The sequence below is a fragment of the Pseudomonas sp. GW823-FHT02F05 genome, assembly GCF_058797315.1.
The window spans coordinates 77,883-97,729 of sequence record NZ_JBXAJM010000002.1; the positions used below are offsets into that span (position 1 = coordinate 77,883).

General features: G+C 61.4%; 12 protein-coding genes. 4 read left to right on the forward strand and 8 right to left on the reverse strand.

What is annotated here, in order from left to right; genetic code table 11:
* The first annotated feature begins 46 nt into the window (after positions 1-46).
* Genes AC1RAC_RS02930 through AC1RAC_RS02945 form a run of 4 tightly spaced genes read left to right on the forward strand, consistent with a single transcriptional unit; the run spans position 47 to position 6,416 of the window.
* A complete protein-coding gene (locus AC1RAC_RS02930) occupies positions 47-2,572 on the forward strand; it encodes a TonB-dependent receptor plug domain-containing protein (RefSeq protein WP_492616155.1) in 2,526 nt (841 codons plus the stop codon).
* Complete coding sequence (locus AC1RAC_RS02935; protein ID WP_492616156.1) at positions 2,572-3,885, forward strand: MFS transporter; 1,314 nt, start codon at positions 2,572-2,574, stop codon at positions 3,883-3,885. Before AC1RAC_RS02930 ends, AC1RAC_RS02935 begins: the two co-directional genes overlap by 1 nt.
* Positions 3,886-3,905: 20 nt before the next feature.
* Positions 3,906-5,090, forward strand: a complete 1,185-nt coding sequence (locus tag AC1RAC_RS02940; protein ID WP_492616157.1) for an acyl-CoA dehydrogenase family protein — start codon at positions 3,906-3,908, stop codon at positions 5,088-5,090.
* Between the two features lie 9 nt (positions 5,091-5,099).
* A complete protein-coding gene (locus tag AC1RAC_RS02945) occupies positions 5,100-6,416 on the forward strand; it encodes an amidohydrolase (protein ID WP_492616158.1) in 1,317 nt (438 codons plus the stop codon).
* 12 nt (positions 6,417-6,428) lie between these two features.
* Here the strand turns inward: AC1RAC_RS02945 and AC1RAC_RS02950 are convergent, their stop codons facing one another.
* The 8 genes from AC1RAC_RS02950 to AC1RAC_RS02985 form a co-directional block, all read right to left on the reverse strand.
* Positions 6,429-8,006, reverse strand: coding sequence for an ABC transporter ATP-binding protein (locus AC1RAC_RS02950; protein ID WP_492616159.1), 1,578 nt, complete (start codon positions 8,004-8,006; stop codon positions 6,429-6,431).
* A gap of 16 nt (positions 8,007-8,022) precedes the next feature.
* The gene (locus AC1RAC_RS02955) at positions 8,023-9,045 is read right to left on the reverse strand and encodes an ABC transporter permease (protein ID WP_492616160.1); all 1,023 of its coding nucleotides are present in this window, start codon (positions 9,043-9,045) and stop codon (positions 8,023-8,025) included.
* Positions 9,045-10,109: a microcin C ABC transporter permease YejB gene (locus tag AC1RAC_RS02960; protein WP_106119857.1), complete on the reverse strand. Its 1,065-nt coding sequence runs from the start codon at positions 10,107-10,109 to the stop codon at positions 9,045-9,047. Before AC1RAC_RS02960 ends, AC1RAC_RS02955 begins: the two co-directional genes overlap by 1 nt.
* Positions 10,096-11,946: an extracellular solute-binding protein gene (locus AC1RAC_RS02965; protein ID WP_492616321.1), complete on the reverse strand. Its 1,851-nt coding sequence runs from the start codon at positions 11,944-11,946 to the stop codon at positions 10,096-10,098. Before AC1RAC_RS02965 ends, AC1RAC_RS02960 begins: the two co-directional genes overlap by 14 nt.
* Positions 11,947-12,009: 63 nt before the next feature.
* On the reverse strand, positions 12,010-14,898 hold the full coding sequence (locus tag AC1RAC_RS02970) for a TonB-dependent receptor (protein ID WP_492616161.1): 2,889 nt from the start codon (positions 14,896-14,898) through the stop codon (positions 12,010-12,012).
* A 112-nt stretch (positions 14,899-15,010) separates the two neighbouring features.
* Positions 15,011-17,938: a TonB-dependent receptor gene (locus AC1RAC_RS02975; RefSeq protein WP_492616162.1), complete on the reverse strand. Its 2,928-nt coding sequence runs from the start codon at positions 17,936-17,938 to the stop codon at positions 15,011-15,013.
* 194 nt (positions 17,939-18,132) lie between these two features.
* Entirely contained in the window at positions 18,133-19,086 is a 954-nt protein-coding gene (locus AC1RAC_RS02980) for a FecR domain-containing protein (RefSeq protein WP_492616163.1), read from the reverse strand.
* Positions 19,083-19,595, reverse strand: coding sequence for a sigma-70 family RNA polymerase sigma factor (locus tag AC1RAC_RS02985; RefSeq protein ID WP_492616164.1), 513 nt, complete (start codon positions 19,593-19,595; stop codon positions 19,083-19,085). Before AC1RAC_RS02985 ends, AC1RAC_RS02980 begins: the two co-directional genes overlap by 4 nt.
* Positions 19,596-19,847 lie beyond the last annotated feature (252 nt).

Sequence of the window (19,847 nt, forward strand, 5' to 3'; positions counted from 1 at the left end):
CCACCATCAGGAATGGAAAGCGGCACCTAACCATTGGAGCCTCACCATGTCTCGCCCTTACACCCGCTTTCGTCCCAGGCTCAGCCTGCTGACCGCCGGCATCCTCGGGCTGTGCGCCCAACCGGCAGCCCACGCTGAAGAGAACCCGTCACGTCCGTCGGCGGCCAGTGACACCGCCCTGCAAACCGTGGTGGTCACCGGTGCCCGGGACAGCGGTCGCACCGTGGCCAAGAGCCTGGCGCCGATCGATGTGATCAGCGCCGACGACCTCGCCCGCTCCGGTAAACAGAACCTGCGCGACGCCCTGGCCGCCAGTGTGCCGTCCTACACCAACGCCGCAGGCTTTACCGGCGGCACCGGGTTGTCGGTCAAGTCCGCGACTTTGCGCGGCCTGGGCGGTAACCATGTACTGGTGCTGGTCAACGGCAAGCGCCGCCACAATACGTCGCTGATCTTTGTGCAGACCGCCGCCACCTCAAGCGGCCAGTCGCCCGCCGACCTCGACCTGATCCCCATCGCCGCGGTGGAGCACGTGGAAGTGCTGCGCGACGGCGCGGCGGCGCAATACGGTTCGGACGCGATTGCCGGGGTGATCAACATCATCCTCAAGACCAACCGCTCCGGCGGCAGCGGCAGCGCCCTCTATGGGCAGTACGCCAACCGTGTGGGCGGCAAGGGTAATTTCGGTGCGCGGGGCCAGGGCCAGATCAACCAGGGCTTCGAGCTGCCCAATGACGGCTTTTTCAGCCTCAGCGCCGATATCGGCCTCCAGGAAAGTTCCAACGTGGCCGGCGCCGTGCCGGACCGCACCAGCATCTATTTCCGCCAGAACGGCCAGCCCGACCCGCGCGAAACCAGTGAAAGCCGCTACCGCCAGCAACTGGGCCAGCCCCGTTCGCAAACCTATAACTTCGGCTACAACGCCGAACTGCCGCTGAACGAGGACTACACGCTGTACTCGTTCTCCACCCTCAGCCACCGCAACTCCACCAGTTGGGGCACCTACCGCACCGCCAACTCGCCGCAGAACATTGTCTCGGTGTACCCGGACGGTTTCTCGCCGCGTTTCGTGGTGGAAGAAGACGACTTCCAAAGCGTGTTCGGCGTGCGCAACGACGACCTGCTGGGCTGGGCTTGGGACCTGAGCACGAGCTACGGCTACAACAACGCCAACACCCGCAACGAACGTTCGCTGAACCCGTCCCTGGGACCAAACAGCCCTCAGGATATGGACGGCGGCAACCTGATCGCCAGCCAATGGACCAATAACCTCGACCTGACCCGTGCGTTCGATACCGGGCTGTTTGCCAAGCCGCTGAACGTGTCGACCGGCCTTGAGTTCCGCCGCGATGGGTTCGAGATCCAGGCCGGCGAATACGCCTCTTATGCCGATGGCGGCTACGTGTTCCCCGCCGGCAGCCCACTCGCCGGCCAACGCCCCAACCCCGGCGCGCCTGGGCTGGTGGGCTTCACTCCGGCCGACGCGCACAACTACTCACGCACCAACACCGCAGGCTACGTCGACTTCAGCCAAAGCCTGACCGACCAATGGGACGTGAGCCTGGCCGGGCGTTTCGAGCACTACAGTGATTTCGGCGACACCGGCAGTGGCAAGTTCTCCACACGTTACGCGTTCACCCCGCAATTCGCCGTGCGCGGCACCGTGAGCAACGGCTTCCGCGCGCCGTCCCTGCAACAGCAGTTCTATTCGTCGTCGCTGACCGCCTGGCGCACCAGCCCGCTCACCGGGCAACTAGAGCAGGCCACCACCCGCTACGTCACCGTCAACGACGCCGCCGGCCAGGCATTGGGTGCGAAGGAGCTCAAGCCTGAACGCTCGATGAACTACAGCCTCGGCTTTGTCGCCACACCGACCGAGAACCTGGACATTACGGTCGACCTGTACCAGATCGACATCAAGGATCGCATCCTGCAGACCAGTAACCTGCAAGGCACGGCGGTCTCCAACGTGCTGGCCGCCCAGGGCCTGAACCCGAACCAGATCGTCTCGTACTTCGGCAACCTGGCCGATACCCGCACCCGTGGCATCGACCTGGTGGCCGACTACCGCTATGACCTGGGCCGCTACGGCAAGACCAAATGGACCTTGCTCAGCAATCAGAGCCTGCAAACCATCGAGAAGATCAAGGAGCCCGCAGCACTGGCCGGCACCGGTGTCAGCGTGATGGGCCGTGACCGCCAGGGCAACCTGACCTCGGCCTACCCGAAAAACACCACGTCGCTGAATGCCGCCTGGCAACTGGGGGATTTTGAGGTGAATCTCAAGGAAACCCGCTATTCCAAGGTCACCGGGCGTAACCAGATTTCGGCCAGTCGCGATGAAAAAATTCGCCCTGCATTCATCACCGACCTGAGCGTGGGTTACTGGCTGAGCGATGCGGTGAAAGTCACCGTTGGCGGCGAAAATATCTTCGACCGGCGCCCCCAGCAACTGAATGACGAGGCCAAGCGATTCTACTTCTTCCCCACCGACAACCCGACCTATAGCTGGTACTCGCCCTATGGCCTGGAAGGCGCCTACTACTTCGCTAAAGTCGACGTGAGCTGGTGATGACGAACTTCGAACGCCCGCAGGCGACCTTCGACCAACGCCTGTATCGCAAACTGGCGTGGCGGATCATGCCGTTCCTGTTCCTGTGCTTCGTGCTCAATTGGCTGGACCGGGTCAACATCAGCTTTGCGCATTTGCAGTTCAAGACCGACCTGAACATCAGCGACGCCACGTTCGGCATCATCGTCGGGGTGTTCTCCATCGGTTACCTGCTGTTCGAGATCCCGAGCAACCTGCTGCTGGAAAAGATCGGCGCGAAAAAAACCATGATGCGCATCATGGTGCTGTGGGGGGTGGTGACCATCGCCATCGCGTTTGCCCAGACCCCGGCGCAGTTCTATGTGCTGCGGGTGTTGCTGGGCGCCGCCGAAGCCGGATTCTTCCCAGGGGTGATCCTGTATCTCACCTACTGGTTCCCGGCCAGCCACCGTGCGCGTATCACCTCGCGTTTCATCATGGCGATTGCGGTGTGCGGGATCATCGGCGGGCCGCTGTCGACTTCGATCATGGGGCACTTCGCCGGTATCGGCGGGTTTACCGGCTGGCAATGGCTGTTCGTGATCACCGGCATTCCGCCGGTGCTCGCGGGGTTGTTCGCCTGGTACTGGCTGGACGACAAACCGGCCTCGGCCAAGTGGCTGAGCGACGATGAAAAACACGCCATCGAGCAAGCCCTGGCGCGTGAACGGCTACAGCGCAAACCCGGCGGGCATAGGCGCTTCGTCGAGGCATTGAAGGACCGCAAGGTGTGGTTTATCACCCTGGCCTACTGCCTGACCATAATGTGTACCGGCAACGTCACCAATATCTGGGCACCGTCGATCATTCGCGATTCCGGGGTCAGCAACCTCGGGCAACTGGGCTTGCTCTCGGCTTTGCCCTATGTAGTCGGCGTGTGCGTGATGCTGTGGGCGTGCCGCCATTCGGATGTGAATCAGGAGCGGCGCTGGCACTTCGCGCTGGGCGGCCTCACGGCGGCGCTGGCAATGCTGGTGCTGCCCAACTTTCTGTTCAGCCCTTACTCGGCAATCGCCGTACTGACCCTGATGACCAGCGGCTACCTGGTGGCCACCGCGATTTTCTGGACCATCCCCACGTATTACCTGTCGGACCACGCCAAGGCCGCAGGCCTGGCGCTGGTCAATTGCTGCGGGCAGATCAGCAGCCTGCTTACGCCGATCATGATCGGTGCGATCAAGACCTCCACCGGCAGCATCAGCCTGGCGCTTTATATCGTGGCGGCGCTGGTGGCCTGCGGCACCTTGATCCTGTTGCTCGGCGTCCCGCGCAGTGCTCTGCGCGACGCTTCCTGACCTCTTTGATGGACCTTTCCATGACCGATTACCTTGCCCTCGCCCACCAACTCGCCGCGCAGATCCAACCCGGTGCCGCCGACCGCGACGCCGGCAGAATCCTGCCTTATGCGCAGCTCGACCTGATCCGCGAATCCGGCCTGGGCGCCGCCCGGGTCCCCACTGAGCTGGGGGGCGGCGACGTCAGCCAACTGCAGGTAGCACAGATTTTCATCACCCTGGCCAAGGCCGATCCGAGTGTGGCCCAGGCGTTGTTTCCGCACTTCGCCACCGTCGAGCATTTGCGTTTGATCGCTAACCCGGAGCAACAGCGCGAATACCTCGGGGCTTTTGCCGAGCGCCAGCTGTCGTCGGGGGCAATTGCCGAGCGCAGCGGCACCTTTCGCGGTGAAATCCATACACGCCTGGAGCAGCGCGGCGACCAACTGGTGCTCAATGGCAGCAAGTTCTACAGCACCGGCTGCCTGTTTGCCGACCTGCTGAAAATCCAGGCGGTGGACGAAGCCGGCAACGCGGTCTACGTGATGCTGCCCGCCGATACCGCCGGCATCACCCTGCTGGATGATTGGGATGGCATGGGCCAGCGTGTGACCGCCAGTGGCAGCACCTTGCTGGAAAATGTGCGGGTTAGCCCCGAGCAAGTGATCCCATTGGCGCAGTGGTACCAGCGCCGTAACTATGTCGGCGCCAGCGCGCAATTGATCCACTGCGCCCTCGATGTCGGCATCGGCCTGGCGGCGCTGGATGACGCGGTGGAATGGGCGCGCAGCGGCTCGCGGCCGGTACGCGAAAGTGGCGTGGATCAGGCACGCCACGACCCGTACATCCTGCACACCCTGGGCGATCTGGCCGCGCGCATCCACGGCGCCGAAGCGCTGGTGGAGAAAGCCGCCGGGGCGGTCGACCTGGCCGCGCGCACGCAGTTGCAGGGGTTGGCGCAGGGTGAGGAATTGGAAGCTATTTTGGTCAAGTCCTCGATTGCCGTGGCCGAAGCCAAGATCGCCTCGACCCGCGCCGCCCTCTTCGTGTGCGAACGCCTGTATGAAGTCGGCGGTGCCGCCACCACCCAGTCGCGCTACAACTTTGACCGCCACTGGCGTAACGCACGCACCCACACCACCCATGACGCCCTGGCCTACAAATACAAGGCGATTGGCGACTATTTGCTGAACGCGAAAGCACCGCCGATTGCGTTTACTTACTGAGCACTGGATATGTTGAAGCTACCGATTTCCCTGCTACTTCTGTCTGGCTCAGTGTCGGCCGCCGAGCCTTGGGACGATCTGGACGCGCAGATCAGCCAGGCATTGCCCGGCGTGATAGAGCTGCGCCACGCGATTCACCAACAACCCGAGCTGGGCAATCGTGAGTTCCACACCAGCGAGCGCATCGCCCAACGCCTACGGGAACTGGGGCTGGAGGTGCAGACCGGCATCGCGCATACCGGTGTCATCGGCATTTTGCGTGGCGGCAAACCTGGCCCAGTGGTCGCGATTCGCGCCGAACTGGACGCGCTGCCGCTCACCGAGCAAACCGGCCTGCCGTTTGCGTCGACAGTGCGCAGCAAAGATGAAGGCGCTGACTTTCGCAGCAGAGGCAAGGACGTCGGGGTGACGCACGCATGTGGTCACGATGCGCATATGGCGATGGCGCTGGGGGTTACCGAGGTCTTGGCGGCCCATCGCGAGCAATTGCCGGGCACGCTCAAGCTGATTTTCCAACCGGCCGAGGAAGGCCCGCCACTGGGCGAACAAGGTGGCGCGCAATTGATGATCAAGGAAGGCGCGCTGCAAAATCCGGCGCCTGCGGTGATCTTCGGTATTCACGTCACGGCCGGTACGGCGGGCACTTTTACCCTCAGCCGCCAACGCACCACTGCGGCGGCGGATACCTTTGTTGCACACATCATCGGGCGGCAAACTCACGCGGCCTTCCCGTGGACCGGTATCGACCCGGTGCCAGTGGCAGCCCAGGTGATCCTGGCCTGGCAGACCATTCCCAGCCGCCAGTCGAACCTCAGCCTGTTGCCGGCGCCGGTGATTTCCGTGGGCCGTATCGAGGCCGGTGACCGACATAACATCATTCCCGCCGAGGTGCGCCTGGAAGGTTCGATTCGCACGGTGAGCGATGAACAGCGTGAGGACGTGTTGCGACGCATGACCCACACCGCCGAGAAAATCGCCGAGGCTTCGGGAGCATCCGCCAAAGTGGACTACCTACCGGGCAATTACCGCGCCGGCTACAACGACACCGCACTGGTGGACCGGTTGATGCCGGTGCTGCAACAGGTGTCGACCACACCGGTACGCATCGACAACGGCACTTACGGTGCCGATGACTTTGCCGAATATGCCCGACAGATTCCGGGGATTTTCATGCGTATGGGCGTGACACCGCCCGCGCTGGAAGGCAAGACGGTGTGGCCGACCCATTCACCGGGCTTCCAAGTGGATGACTCAAGCCTGGCGGTGGGGATCCGGGCGCTGAGTCGCATGACCTTGAGCTACATGACTGACGCTTCTGGGTCCTAGTCAAAAAACGGCTCAGTCCCACTTCAACACAGACGCCGCTAACAAGTCCCGAGTGTAGGGGTGCTGCGGCGCGTCGAACAGTTGTTCGGTGCTCCCCGCCTCCACCACCACGCCGTCCTTGATCACGATCAAATCATGGGCCAGCGCGCGTACCACAGCCAAGTCATGGCTGATAAACAGGTAAGTCAGCCCATGTTCTTCCTGCAACCGACGCAACAGACTCACCACTTGTTTTTGCACCGTACGATCCAACGCCGAAGTGGGTTCATCGAGCAGGACCAGCTCGGGTTTGATCACCAACGCCCTGGCAATTGCAATGCGCTGGCGCTGTCCGCCTGAAAACTCATGGGGGAAGCGGTGCCGAGCCTGCGGGTCGAGCCCTACCTCCTGCAATGCTGCAATCACCAGCGATTCTCGCTGTAAAGCATTGAGGTCGGTATGCACATGCAAACCTTCTTCAATTATTTGCTGCACACTCATCCGTGGACTGAGGCTGCCGAACGGGTCTTGAAACACCACTTGCAGCTGCCGGCGCCAAGGGCGCAGTGCGTTGCCCTTGAGGCGGTCGAGGGCTTGTCCCTGAAAGCGAATACTGCCCTGGGCATCGATCAAGCGCAGGATCGCCTGACCGAGCGTCGACTTGCCCGAGCCGGACTCACCGACGATGCCCAGGGTCTTGCCGCGTTGCAGGCACAAGTCGATACCGTCCACGGCCTTGATCGGCGGGCGGCGCCGCAGCAGGCCACCCTGGGCGAACCATACTCTGAGCCCCTCCACTTCCAGCAGGTTGGCAGCCGGCGCACGGGCAACCGCGCGGCCCTGCGGCTCGGCCTCGAGCAACTGCCGGCTGTAGGCATGCCGGGGGGCGGCAAACAGGGCGGCACAGCTGGCCCGTTCAACGATCTCACCCGCGCGCATCACCGCTACGTGCTGGGCGATACTGCGCACCACATTAAGATCGTGGCTGATCAGCAGCAGCGCCATACCCAACCGTTGTTGCAGATCCTTGAGCAAATCCAGGATGCGCCGCTGCACGGTCACATCCAGCGCCGTGGTGGGTTCATCAGCAATCAGCAGCACTGGCTCGCAGGCCAGCGCCATGGCGATCATCACCCGCTGACGCTGCCCGCCGGACAATTGATGCGGGTAGGCATTGAGGCGCTGGCGCGGCTGTTGAATACCCACCAGTTCCAACAATTGCAGGACCCGCTCGCGGGCAGCCGCACCGCCCAGGCCTTTGTGCAGCAACAAGGTCTCCGCCAATTGCCGCTCAACGGTATACAGCGGGTTAAGCGAAGTCATTGGTTCCTGGAAAATCATCGCGATACGGTCGCCCCGGATCTGGCGCAAACGTTCCGGGCGCGCGCCGAGTAACTCCTCACCTTGGTAACGGATGCTGCCCTGGGTATGGGTGATATGCGGTGGCAACAATTGCAGGATCGAATGGGCTGTCACCGACTTCCCCGAGCCTGATTCCCCCACCAAGGCCAGGCACTCGCCCGCCCGGATATCCAGGTCAATGGCACGCACGGCTTGATGCCCTTCAAACGCTACCTGCAAATTACGGATTTCAATCAACGCATCGGTCACAGCACAGGCTCACTTATCAGGATCGGGGATCAAAGGCTTCGCGGCAGGCTTCGCCGATAAACACCAACAGGGACAGGATCAACGCCAACGCAAAGAACGCAGTCAGCGCCAGCCAAGGGGCTTGCAGGTTGTTCTTGCCCTGGCCGATCAACTCACCAAGGGAGGCCGTGCCGGTGGGCATGCCAAAGCCAAGAAAGTCCAATGCAGTCAGGGTGGAAATGGCCCCGGTCAGAATAAAGGGCAGATAGGTCAAGGTGGCCGTCAACGCATTGGGCAGGATATGCCGCAACATTACTTGCGCATCGCTCACACCCAGGGCACGAGCCGCCTTCACATACTCCAGGCTGCGCCCGCGCAGGAATTCGGCACGCACCACGTCGACCAGGGTCAGCCAGGAAAACAGCGCCATAATCCCCAGCAACCACCAGAAACTCGGCTTGACAAACCCGGAGAGGATAATCAGCAAATACAACACCGGCAGTCCGGACCAGATTTCGATCACGCGCTGCCCCAGCAGGTCGACCCACCCCGCGTAATAACCTTGCACAGCGCCGGCGGCGATACCGATCAGCGTGCTCACAACGGTCAACGCCAGCGCGAACAACAGCGACACACGGGTGCCGAAAATCACCCGCGCCAACACATCCCGTGCCTGGTCATCGGTACCCAGCCAGTTCTGCGCGGAAGGCGGCGTGGGCGACGGTGCGCTGAGGTCGTAGTTGACCGTGTCATAGCTGAACGGGATCGGTGCAAACAGCAACCAGCCGCCCTGCCCTTCAATCAGCTCACGCACATAACTGTCTCGGTAATCCGGCTGAAACGCCAGGGTGCCGCCAAAGTCCTGTTCGGTGTAACGCTCGAATGCCGGGAAATACAGGCCGCCCTGATACGCCACCAACAGTGGTTTATCGTTGGCCAACAGCTCCCCCCCCAAGCACAGGGTAAATAGCCCGAGAAATATCCACAGCGACCACCAGCCCCGGCGATTACGCTTGAAGTGCAACCAACGGCGACGGGAGATGGGAGAAAACACCGTCATCAATGGGCCCTCGCAGAAAAGTCCAGGCGCGGATCAAGCAGCCGGTAACACAGGTCTCCCAGCAGCTTTATCACCAGGCCGACCAGGGTGAAGATAAACAGCGTGCCAAATACCACAGGGTAATCCCGCGCGACCGCCGCCTCGTAGCTCAGTCGCCCCAACCCATCCAGGGAAAATATTACCTCGATCAACAGCGAGCCGCCGAACAGCATGGTGGTCAGCGCCTGGGGCAACCCGACTACGATGAGCAGCATTGCGTTGCGAAACACATGCTTATAGAGCACCTGCTTTTCGCTGAAGCCCTTGGCCCTGGCGGTGACTACGTACTGGCGGCTGATCTCGTCGAGAAAGCTGTTCTTGGTGAGAATGGTCAGGGTGGCAAACCCGCCGATCACCAGCGCAAGCACCGGCAATACCAGGTGCCAGAAGTAATCAACCACTTTGCCCGCCCACGACAACGTGGCGAAGTTCTCCGAGACCAGGCCGCGCACCGGAAACCAGTCCAGCAGGCTACCGCCACCAAACACCACGATCAGCAACAAGGCGAATAGAAACGCTGGCATGGCGTGGCCGATAATGATCGCCGCACTGCTCCACATATCGAAGCGGCTGCCATGGCGCACCGCTTTGCGAATACCCAGCGGGATCGACACCAGGTAACTCAGCAGCGTCGCCCAGAAGCCCAGGGACAAGGTGACCGGCAGCTTTTGCAGGATCAGGTCGGTGACCTTGGCGCCGCGAAAAAAACTGTCGCCAAAATCCAGCTGCGCATAACGGGTGAGCATCAGCCACAAGCGCGCGCCCAAGGGTTTGTCAAAGCCATACTGGCGCTCGATATCGGCCACCAGCGCCGGGTCCAGCCCGCGTACCGTACGCGACGCGTCGCCACCGGTTTCCACGCGTCCACCGCCCAGGGACGCCTGGTTGCCGATACCTTGCAGGCGGGCAATGGCTTGCTCCACCGGCCCGCCAGGCGCGGCCTGCACGATGAAAAAATTTACCAGCAGAATGCACAGCAACGTCGGCAAGATCAGCAGCAAACGCCGCGCGCTATAAGCCAGCATGTTGATGCTCCTCAGTCAGTTGACGCATCTGCGCGTTGGTCAGTGGTGTCGGGCTGATCTCCCACCAGCCATCAATGCCCACGTCATTGAGTGGCGCCGTGGCCGGGCGACCGAAACGGTTCCACCACACTGATGACGAGCCCGGCGGGTAGTAGTTGGGAATCCAGTAGAAGCCCCATTGCAGCACGCGATCCAGAGCATGGGCGTAACGCACCATGGTCGGTCGGTCATTGGCGCGCACCAGGCCGTCGATCAGGCCATCCACCGCCGGGTTGCGCAGCGCCATGTAGTTGTTGGAGCCCGGGTCATCGGCGCTGTCGGAGCCAAAGTAGTTCGTCAGCTCACGGCCCGGCGAGGGGCTGACCGGGTAGCCATTGACGATCATGTCGTAGTCCCGCGCGCGCACCCGGTTTGCGTACTGCGCCGAGTCGATCATACGGATATGCAAGCCGATACCTATCTGCGCCAGGTTGCGCTTATAGGGCAACAACAAGCGCTCGAAACCCTTCTGATTACTGAGAAACGTGAACTGCAGCGGTTGCCCCTGGGCATTCACCAACTGATCGCCACGGGGCATCCAGCCCGCCGCCTCCAACAGCTTCAAGGCCTGTGCCTGCTGCGGACGAATGCGCCCACTGCCATCGGTGTGTGGCGGCTGGTAGACCTGATCAAATACTTCCTCCGGCACTTGCCCGCGCCAAGGCTCAAGGATCGCCCGCTCCGCGGCATCTGGCAGTTGGCTGGCGGCCAGCTCGCTGCGGGAAAAGAAGCTGTGCTGACGCAAGTACATGCTGTGCATGATCTGCCGATTGGTCCAGTCAAAGTCCCACAACAGGCTCAGCGCTTCACGCACCCGACGATCCTGAAACAGTGGTCTTTGCAGGTTGAATACAAAACCCTGAGTGCCCTGCACGGCATTTGGCGCCAAATGTTCACGTTGCAGGCGACCGTCGCGCAGGGCATCGCCGGCGTAGCCCACCGTGTAGTTGGTCGCCGAATACTCGCGATTAAAGTCATAGCCCTGCGCCCGCAGGAGCTGGCGCGACACATCGGTGTCGGCAAAAAACTCCAGGCGCACACGGTCGAAGTTATACAGTCCTCGGTTGACCGGCAGGTCTTCGCCCCACCAGTCCTTGACCCGTTCGAAGGTCACGCTGCGGCCATTGTCCACCGCGATGATGCGATAAGGGCCACTGCCCAGCGGCGCTTCAAAGCCACCGCCGTTGGCAAAGTTGCGCCCGCGCCACCAATGCTCCGGCAATACCGGCAACGAGGCGATATCCAGCGGCAAGGTGCGGTTGTCGGTATTTTTAAAGGTGAAACGCACCTGGGTCGGCGACTCCAGCAGCACTTGGTCCACATCGGCAAAACGCTGGCGATACACCAGGCTGCCTTCGGTGCGCAGCAGGTTGAAGGTGTAGATCACGTCCTCGGCAGTAATGGGTCTACCATCGGCAAACCGTGCCTTGGGGTTCAGTGAAAAACGCATCCACGAATGGTCCGGCGCCAACTCCAGGGTCTGTGCCACCAGACCGTACACGGTGTAAGGCTCATCTTGAGATCGATAGGCCAGCGGGCTGTACAACCAGCCCTGGATCTGGGTGATGCCGGTGCCCTTGTCGACATACGGAATCAGGTGATCGAACGCTCCATCTTCCATGGACGAACGCCGAAAACTACCGCCCTTGGGCGCCTGCGGGTTGACGTAATCCCAGTGACTGAAATTCGCCGGGTATTTGGGCGCCTCGCCATACACCGTCAGCGCATGCGCCGGCTGGGCCAGCAGCAACGGCGGCCAAAGCCCGATCAACCCCACCCACACAAAAACACGCAACACACTCACAAACACCGCTCCTCGCGAACGTGGTCGACGCCCGCTCAGGCGTCGGCCGTGGCCTGATCAAAAGTTGTAGGAAACCCGGCTGTACAGGGTCCGGCCGAAGGGGTCGGAATAGCGTGGGTCGTAACCGCTCTGGAAGGTCGAAGTCTGATTGCTGAACGGCGGCTCCTTGTCGAACAGGTTTTGCATACCCACCGTGACCTGTGCGGTGTCACGCCAGGTGTAAGTGCCGGCCAGGTCCCATACGCTCCAAGCGCCGACCTTGTCGTGGTAGGCCCGGTTGTAGTCGTCGTAACCGCTGGTGTAACGGTTGGTCAGGGTCGCGCCGAGGGGGCCTTTGTTCCAGGTGCTGTTCCAACTATGGCGCCAACGCGCCACGGCACCGGCCGAGGCGAAGTCGCCGCCTCGATAGTCACCGGCCTTGTCGATATAGGCGCCTTTAAGCTTCTGCTGATAGTCGTAGCGGTCGACGTAGGTGCCTTGCAGGTTGGTACCGAACTGCCCCAGTTTCGATTCGGGGAAGCGGTAATCGAACGTGACGTCCACGCCGTTGGTCTTGACCTTACCCAGGTTGGCGAGCCCAGTGACAATGTGGTCGATGGAGCCATCGGCCTTGCGAACGATGCGGTCAGGGTACAGCTCCGGCTGCTCGAATACCGCCGACTCGGGGAACTCGGCAATCTGGTTGGCGATTTTGATCCACCAGAAATCCAGGCCCAGGGTCAGGTTGTTGACCGGCTGGTAGACAAAGCCCAGGGTCACGTTGCGCGCGGTCTCGGGGCTCAGGTCCGGGTTACCGCCGTTGCGACTGAAAAACTGCTGGGCACAGTCGCGGTTGGCCAACCCGCCGTTACTCGGTGAGCCTGCGGCGCACAGGCGCGGATCGTTGTAGTTGGCCACGGTGAAGGTGGTCGCGGTGGGGTTGTACAACTCGTACAGCGACGGCGCGCGAAAGCCTTCGCTGTAGGCGCCGCGTACCACCAGTTCATGGAACGGCTGGAAGCGGAACGAGTACTTGGGGTTGGTGGTGCTGCCAAAGTCGCTGTACTTGTCGTGACGCACCGCCGCCGATAACTCCAGGCTGTCGAGCACCGGCACATTGACCTCGGCGTATTGCGCCGACACCGAACGGTCACCGGCCACGCTGGCCGCCGGGTCGATGCCCAGGCTTTGCACATTGGCGGCAAAGTCTTCGAAGTCCTGGTGGAAGTCTTCCTTGCGGTACTCACCGCCCAACGCCAGCGCCGACGGTCCGGCGCCGAACCAGTCGCCAATATCGCGGCTGACCCGACCATCCAGGCTTTTGACTCGGCCGACGCCTGTGGCGTAATCGCCGTCCACTGCGTTTGCTGCAAGCAATGCCGCACCGGCCGGTGATTGCGGCCCGAAGGGGTTGATCACACCGGTGTTGATACCGCTGGTTACGGCGCGGTCGTCCACATAACCGCTCTTGATGGCGTTGGTGACCTTGTTTTGATTGTAGGCCGCGCCGACGTTGTAATCCCAGCCAGCCACCACGCCTTCAAAAGTCAGCAGCAGGCGCTGGCCGACGTTGTCGTCTTCATGGCGGCGCGGGCCCACTTCGCTTTCGCGCCAGTTTGCGTCCACCGGCTGTGTGGGGTCCAGGGCAAAGCTGGTCGAGCCTGGGGTGATGCCGTTGCCGGGGTAAAACGGTGTGCCGGGTTGAACTTGCAGGCCTTGTAACAGACCGGGTCCGATTTGGGTACGATTCTGGTTACGTGCCCAGAAGTATTCGAGGCTGACGCTATGGTCGTCGGCCAACTGGCCGGTGGCCTTGCCAAAAAACGAGGTCTTCTCGGTTTCCGGCACCAGGTCCAGGTAGCTCCATAATGACTGGCGGCAGATGCCACTGCGCGAGATTAACCCCGGAGCATTGCAACCGGACGCCGCTAGCGGGTTGGTGGCGTTCGAGCCCTGGCTGTAGTTGGCCGGCGAGGCGATCCCCGAGGAATAATCCAGGCCCTTGCCCGGCTGATAGTTGTAGGTGTAGTCGCGGTCGCGGGCCTTGAGGCTCTGCTGTTTGTCATGACTGACCACGCCGAACACATTGAAGCGATCTGCCTCCAGGTCACCAAAACCCCAACTGCCGCTGAAGTTGCTGGTGTCGCCGCCGCCGGCATGGGTGGGTGAACTGCCACCTGCCGTGAGTTGGCCCTCGGTCATGCTCTTTTTGGTGATGAAGTTGATCACGCCGCCGATGGCATCGGTGCCGTACAGCGCCGAAGCGCCATCGCGCAGGACTTCAACACGGTCAATCGCCGCAAAGGGAATGGTATTGAGGTCGACCCCCGAGCCATTGATCGCAGTGGTGGCGTTGTTGCTCAAGCGCCGGCCATTGAGCAGCACCAGGGTTTTGTTCGGGCCGATGCCGCGCAAATCCGCAAAGGCCGCCCCGCCACTGCTGGAGCCCACCGAGCGACCGGAGCCGACCGAGGACTGGTTGGCGGAAATCCGGTTGATCAATTGTTCGGTGCTGGTGACGCCCTGTTTTTTCAGCTCTTCGGTGCGCAGGATGGTCACCGGCACCGCCGTCTCGGCATCGACCCGGCGGATAGCACTGCCGGTGACCTCGATCCGTTGTAATTGCGGGATCACCGAAGGGGTTTCAACACCGGTCTGAGTGCCGGGTTGGGGCGGCGCGACGCTCACCACAATACCGCTGGCGCCTTCGCTGTCACGCAGGTCCGTGCCCTGCAGGGCGATCTGCAACGCCTCGCCGGCGCTTAAGTCGCCTTTGATAGCGGGTGCATTCAAACCGTCGACCAACGACTGGTCGAACGAAATGCGCTTGCCGCTCTGCTGCGAAATGCTCAGCAGCGTCTGGTCCAGCGACCCGGCAGGAATATCCAGTGCGCTCGCCGCGACGCTGCCGGTAGCGACCAGCGCAGCGAAGCTGAGTAAAAATCGGTTGGGTAGTGAAATAGGCATACGTCGAGGGCTCCCTGTCCTTTTGTGTGGGTATGCAGGGTTGTGCGGCGATGCCGGTTTTTTTATAGGGCGGCGATTAGACCAATAACGCATGTCCTTATGCGTTCACGCATCACTTGCCAAAGTGGTAGCTCACGTCCAGCCAGACCTGGCGACCATAGGGGTCGTAGTTGCCGCTGGGGTAGTACGGCCAGCCGGCGGAGTCATCGTGTTTGACTTGGTTCAACAGGTTGTTGACGGTCAGGCCGACGCTGGCTTGGTCATTTACGCGGTAGCGTGCACTGGCATTGAAGGTGGTCCAAGGCGACAGGCGCCCATCACCGGAACCGTTGGTAACGCTGCCGTAGCGAATACCAGTAAGGTTGGTGGTCAGGCGCTGGAAGTCCCAGGTCAAGCTGGCGTTGACCTTGCTGCGCCAGTCGTGGTTGTCAGTGCTGGTGCGCAGGTCCTGGGTTTGCGCGTCGTCCGACTCCTTGAGGTAATGGGACAGCACCAGGCTGTAGCCGATTGCAGAACTGAACGCACCGTACTGGCCGGCGCCCCAGCGGATATTGCTCTTCAAGTCCAGGCCGCTGACCCGTTCGCTGGCGGCGTTGATCGCGTTGATTTGTACGCGTTGCAGCACATTGGGGTCGACCGCTGCGGTGCTGGTATTACGTTGGATGCGCGCCAGCACGTCCTCGCAGGTCGCCGCATCGAGTTGACCGTTGCGGCATTGGTTTTCCTGTTGCAGCAGGCGGTTGATATCGACGGTGGTCAGCAGGTCCTTGATCTCGACGCGCCAGAAGTCCGCAGAGAAATCGAACTGACGGGAAGGCGACCAGACAAACCCATAGGTCCAGGACTTGCCCCGCTCAGACGCCAGGTCGGCATTGCCGCTCTGGGTGTAATCGACTCGCCCGCGATCACAGGCGCCCTCCACCCCCTTGCTGCAACCGTAGTAGTCGATCTGGTCAGGCGTATAGCCGTTGGTACTGGCCTGGTACAGGTAATTGAGGTCGGGCGCGCGGAAGCTGGTGCCGTAGCTGCCGCGCAGCAACAGGCTGGTGACCGGGCGCCACTCCAAGCCCAGGTTGTAGGTTTTCTGCTGCTCGGTGCGGCCACTGAACTTGTACTGGTCCCAACGCCCGGCGGCGGACGCCAGCAGTGTGTCGGTCAGCGGGATGCTGAACTCGCCACCCGCCGCATAACGGTCACGTGAACCACCGGAGTTGGACGCCGGCGTGGTGTTGTAGAAGGTACCATCGTTGAGCTGGTCATCGACATTGACTTTGTAGGACTGGCGCCCCACTTCGGTCACACCGGCAAACGCCACGGGCCCCGCCGGCAGCTCGAACAGGTCGCCGTTGATATTGGCGCTGAAGGTCTGGGATACCGACTTGCTCTTTTGCACAAGGTTGCCGCGAAACTGGCGCCACTCGTCTTCGGTCAGCGGCCGGTCCAGTCGCGAGGGATCCGGGGCATACACCGGGTGACCATCCTGGGTACCGAGTTGCGGGCCCAGGAAGTAATCGCGAATGCCGCTCAGCGGCGTGTAGCGGGTGTTACGGGTGCTGGTGTATTCCGAGCGATTAGCTGCCAACTGATAACCCCAGCCGCTGTCGCCAACTTTGTCTTCCAGGCCCAGGGTGCCGGTCCAGGAGACTTCACGCCATTTGCTGTTATTACTGGTCTTGCCACCGATTTCTTCGCCGGCGAAATTGCGCGACCAGCGCTCCAGGTTCCCGGTGTTCTGGTTGATGAAGTCCGGCGAGGTAAAGCTGGGGCCGCGCGTGTTGTTCTGGGTGTGGTCGAAGCCGAACATCAGGTCGGCAAATACCTTGCCAGTATCGCTGAAGTGCCAGGTGCCACGGGTATAGCCGTCGTAGTTTTCCTTTTGCGCCTGCAGGGTCCAGTAATCGTTGTAGTACAGGTTGGTGGTGCAACGGCTGCCACTGCCACCGAGCTTGCCGTTGTAGATGCCGCCATAGGCGCCGCAACCGGGCCCCATGTATTGGCCACTGTCGAGGTTGCGCCGGTAGCCGACATCCTTGGCCGGGCCGTCATTCATGAAGCCACGTTGATCAGCCCAGATCGGTTGACGGTTGGTCAGCTCCAGGCCAAACACGCCGTCGAAATCACCCCAACTGTCACCGCCGCTGAGCTGCAAGCGCTGGTTGTCACCGCCACCACGCTCGGTGCCCCCGCCGCGCAGATTGACGTCCACACCGCTGATCTTGTCCTTGAGGATGATGTTGACCACCCCGGCAATCGCATCCGAGCCATACACCGCCGAAGCGCCGCTGCTGAGGATCTCGATGCGCTCGATCATCACCGACGGGATATTCGCCAGGTTGGTGAAGTTAACGCTGCCATCGTACGCGGTGGGATAATCGGCGATGCGCCGCCCGTTGATCAACACCAGCGTATGATTGGGGCCCAACCCCCGCAGGTTAAGGGCACTCGCGGCGGGCTGGAAGGTATTGCCGTAGTCTTCGCCCTGGGTCATGCCGGTGTTCTGGGTTTGCGAGGCGATGGCGTCGTAGACGTTTTTGTAGCCACGGTTGGCGATCTCGTCGGCGCTGATTACCGTGACCGGCGACGGGCCCTCCACCTGGGCGCGTGCAATGCGCGAGCCGGTAACCACCACCTTCTGCAACGCCACATCGCCCGGGATTGCGGCGGCGGACACGGACTTCACCGGCGTCGTGGGTGCGCGCTGTAACACCCAGCCGCCGGCCCCGCTGGGCAGCGCATCAAGGCCCGACCCACGCAGGGCCCGCTGCAAGGCTTGTTCGGTGCTAAAACGCCCGCGTACCGCTGCGCTGCTAAGCCCCTGCACCAAGTCTTGCTGGAACGAAATGCTCAAGCCGCTTTGCCGCGAGATGCTCAGCAGCGTCTGGTCGAGCGGGCCCGCGGCCAGTTCGAACTCAAACGCTTGCTGTTGACTGGCCGATACGGCCGCAGACGTGGCCGCAAACGCGCTCTGGCCCAATAGTGTGGCGCCGATGGCCAGCGACGCCGCCGCCAGCAACAGGCGACCGGGGAGTGTGATGTGCATGGTTTGAAGTTCCCATCATTGTTGTCAGGTTGATGGGTTGAGCAACCGGGCGGCGTTTTTTATAGGCCTGGGTTTAGGCCAAAAAAGCATGGGTTTATAACGAAGGCTGGCGCGGTTATTGGCGGGCAAAACCGAGCTTGTTTATGGGTTGTGCAACTTCAACGTGATTTTTATAGGCAGCCGCGCAATTATTTTCAGCGAAGCTCAATGCTGACCCAATACGCGCTGTGATAGTCGATCCGCACCGGCAAAGACTTGGCCAGCAATTGCAAGGTGCTGTCGCTGTCATCCAACGGGAAAATCCCGCTCAAGCGCAGGCGCGCCGCCTCTGGACTGACGCGGATAATGCCGCGCCGATAGTCCCGCAGCGCCTCCACTACCTCGCCCAAGGAACGGTTGCGTACCTCCAGCAGACCCTGGGTCCATGCGGCTTCATCGCCCGCAGAGGCGTGCAGGGACAGGACGCCGTCCTGATTGAACGTCGCCTGCTGCCCCGCCTTGATGAGTTGCCGTGAGCCGTTACGCGTGGTGATCTCGACCTGCGAATGCAGCATGGTGATCTGCGTTCGATCTGCCTGCTGCTGCACCACAAACCGGGTGCCCAATGCCTGCATGCGTCCATGGCTGGTTTCGACAATAAACGGCCTGGCGCTGTCCTTGGCCACGTCTACCAGCAACTGCCCATCAAGCAACTGCAGCAACCGCTGCTGTCGGTCAAACAGCGGCATCACTTTGCTGCGTGCCGCCAGGCTCAGCGCACTGCCGTCATCCAGCGTTACATTCAAGCGCTCGCCCGTACCCGTTCTCAGCAGACCTGCTGGAGCCCAGGTATCGGACAAGCGTGTAACCAAGCCTGCCAAAGAAACGAAACTCACCAATGCCAAGGTATTGCGCAAAAAGTGTCGACGCCCCGACGGCGCATTGAGGGTATGCAACAGGCCGTCTCTGGGCACGCGCCGCAAGTTTTCACTGCCCAACACCGCAACGCTGGCGCCCATTCGATTGAAAACCTCCGCGCGCCGAGGATCCGACTCACGCCAGCAATCGAAAGCCGCTTGCTCCTGCGTACTGGCATGACCCGACTGCAGCAACACCATCCACTGCGCAGCTTCATCAATCATTACTTCGTCGGGCGAAGCACTGCTCATGGTTGCTCCATCGCCAAATAACAGCGCTTGAACGCATCCGCCATGTATTGCTGCACCCTGCTCACCGATACCTGTAATCGTTCGGCAATCTGTACGTAAGTCAAACCATCCAGTTGGTGATACAAGAACGCCGCTTTGGCTTTGACCGACAAGCCATTGAGCAGGCGATCCACCTCCAACAGCGTTTCGATCAACAGCAACCGCTCTTCAGGCGATGGATGCACCCATTTCGGCGCCTGAGCCAGGGTCTCCAGATAAGCCCGCTCCAGGTCCTGACGGCGCCAACCTTCATACACCAACCGGCGCGCGATCGTCGTAAGCAACGCCCGAGGCTCGCGAATCGACGAAGGGTCCGGCAGCGCCAGCACTCGCAAAAAGGTTTCGGACGCAATGTCCTGAGCCCCATGTGGGCACCCCATCGCCCGGTTAACGCGTGCGCAAAGCCAGCTATAGTCGCTTTTGAACATTTGACCAATGAGACCGAAGTGCAGGTTCTGATTCACACCCATTACGTGCTCCGCGGGGAAACGGCCGTTCAGCCTCGCTGTCGATGAGCGATGGAGACCATCGCCAGGAATGCGGACTGTGCCTTATCTTCTAATAGATTAGGAAAGAATAAGAAATTACAACGAACTCAATAAATAGCATATTAAAATAGCTCAGGGACGAATGGTGCGTGAGCGGCTTGGAAGTCCAGGCCGTATAGGCTGGCCAGGCGGCTACCTGCCGCTGCGCGTTTTTGGACTTTCTGGCCGAGCGGG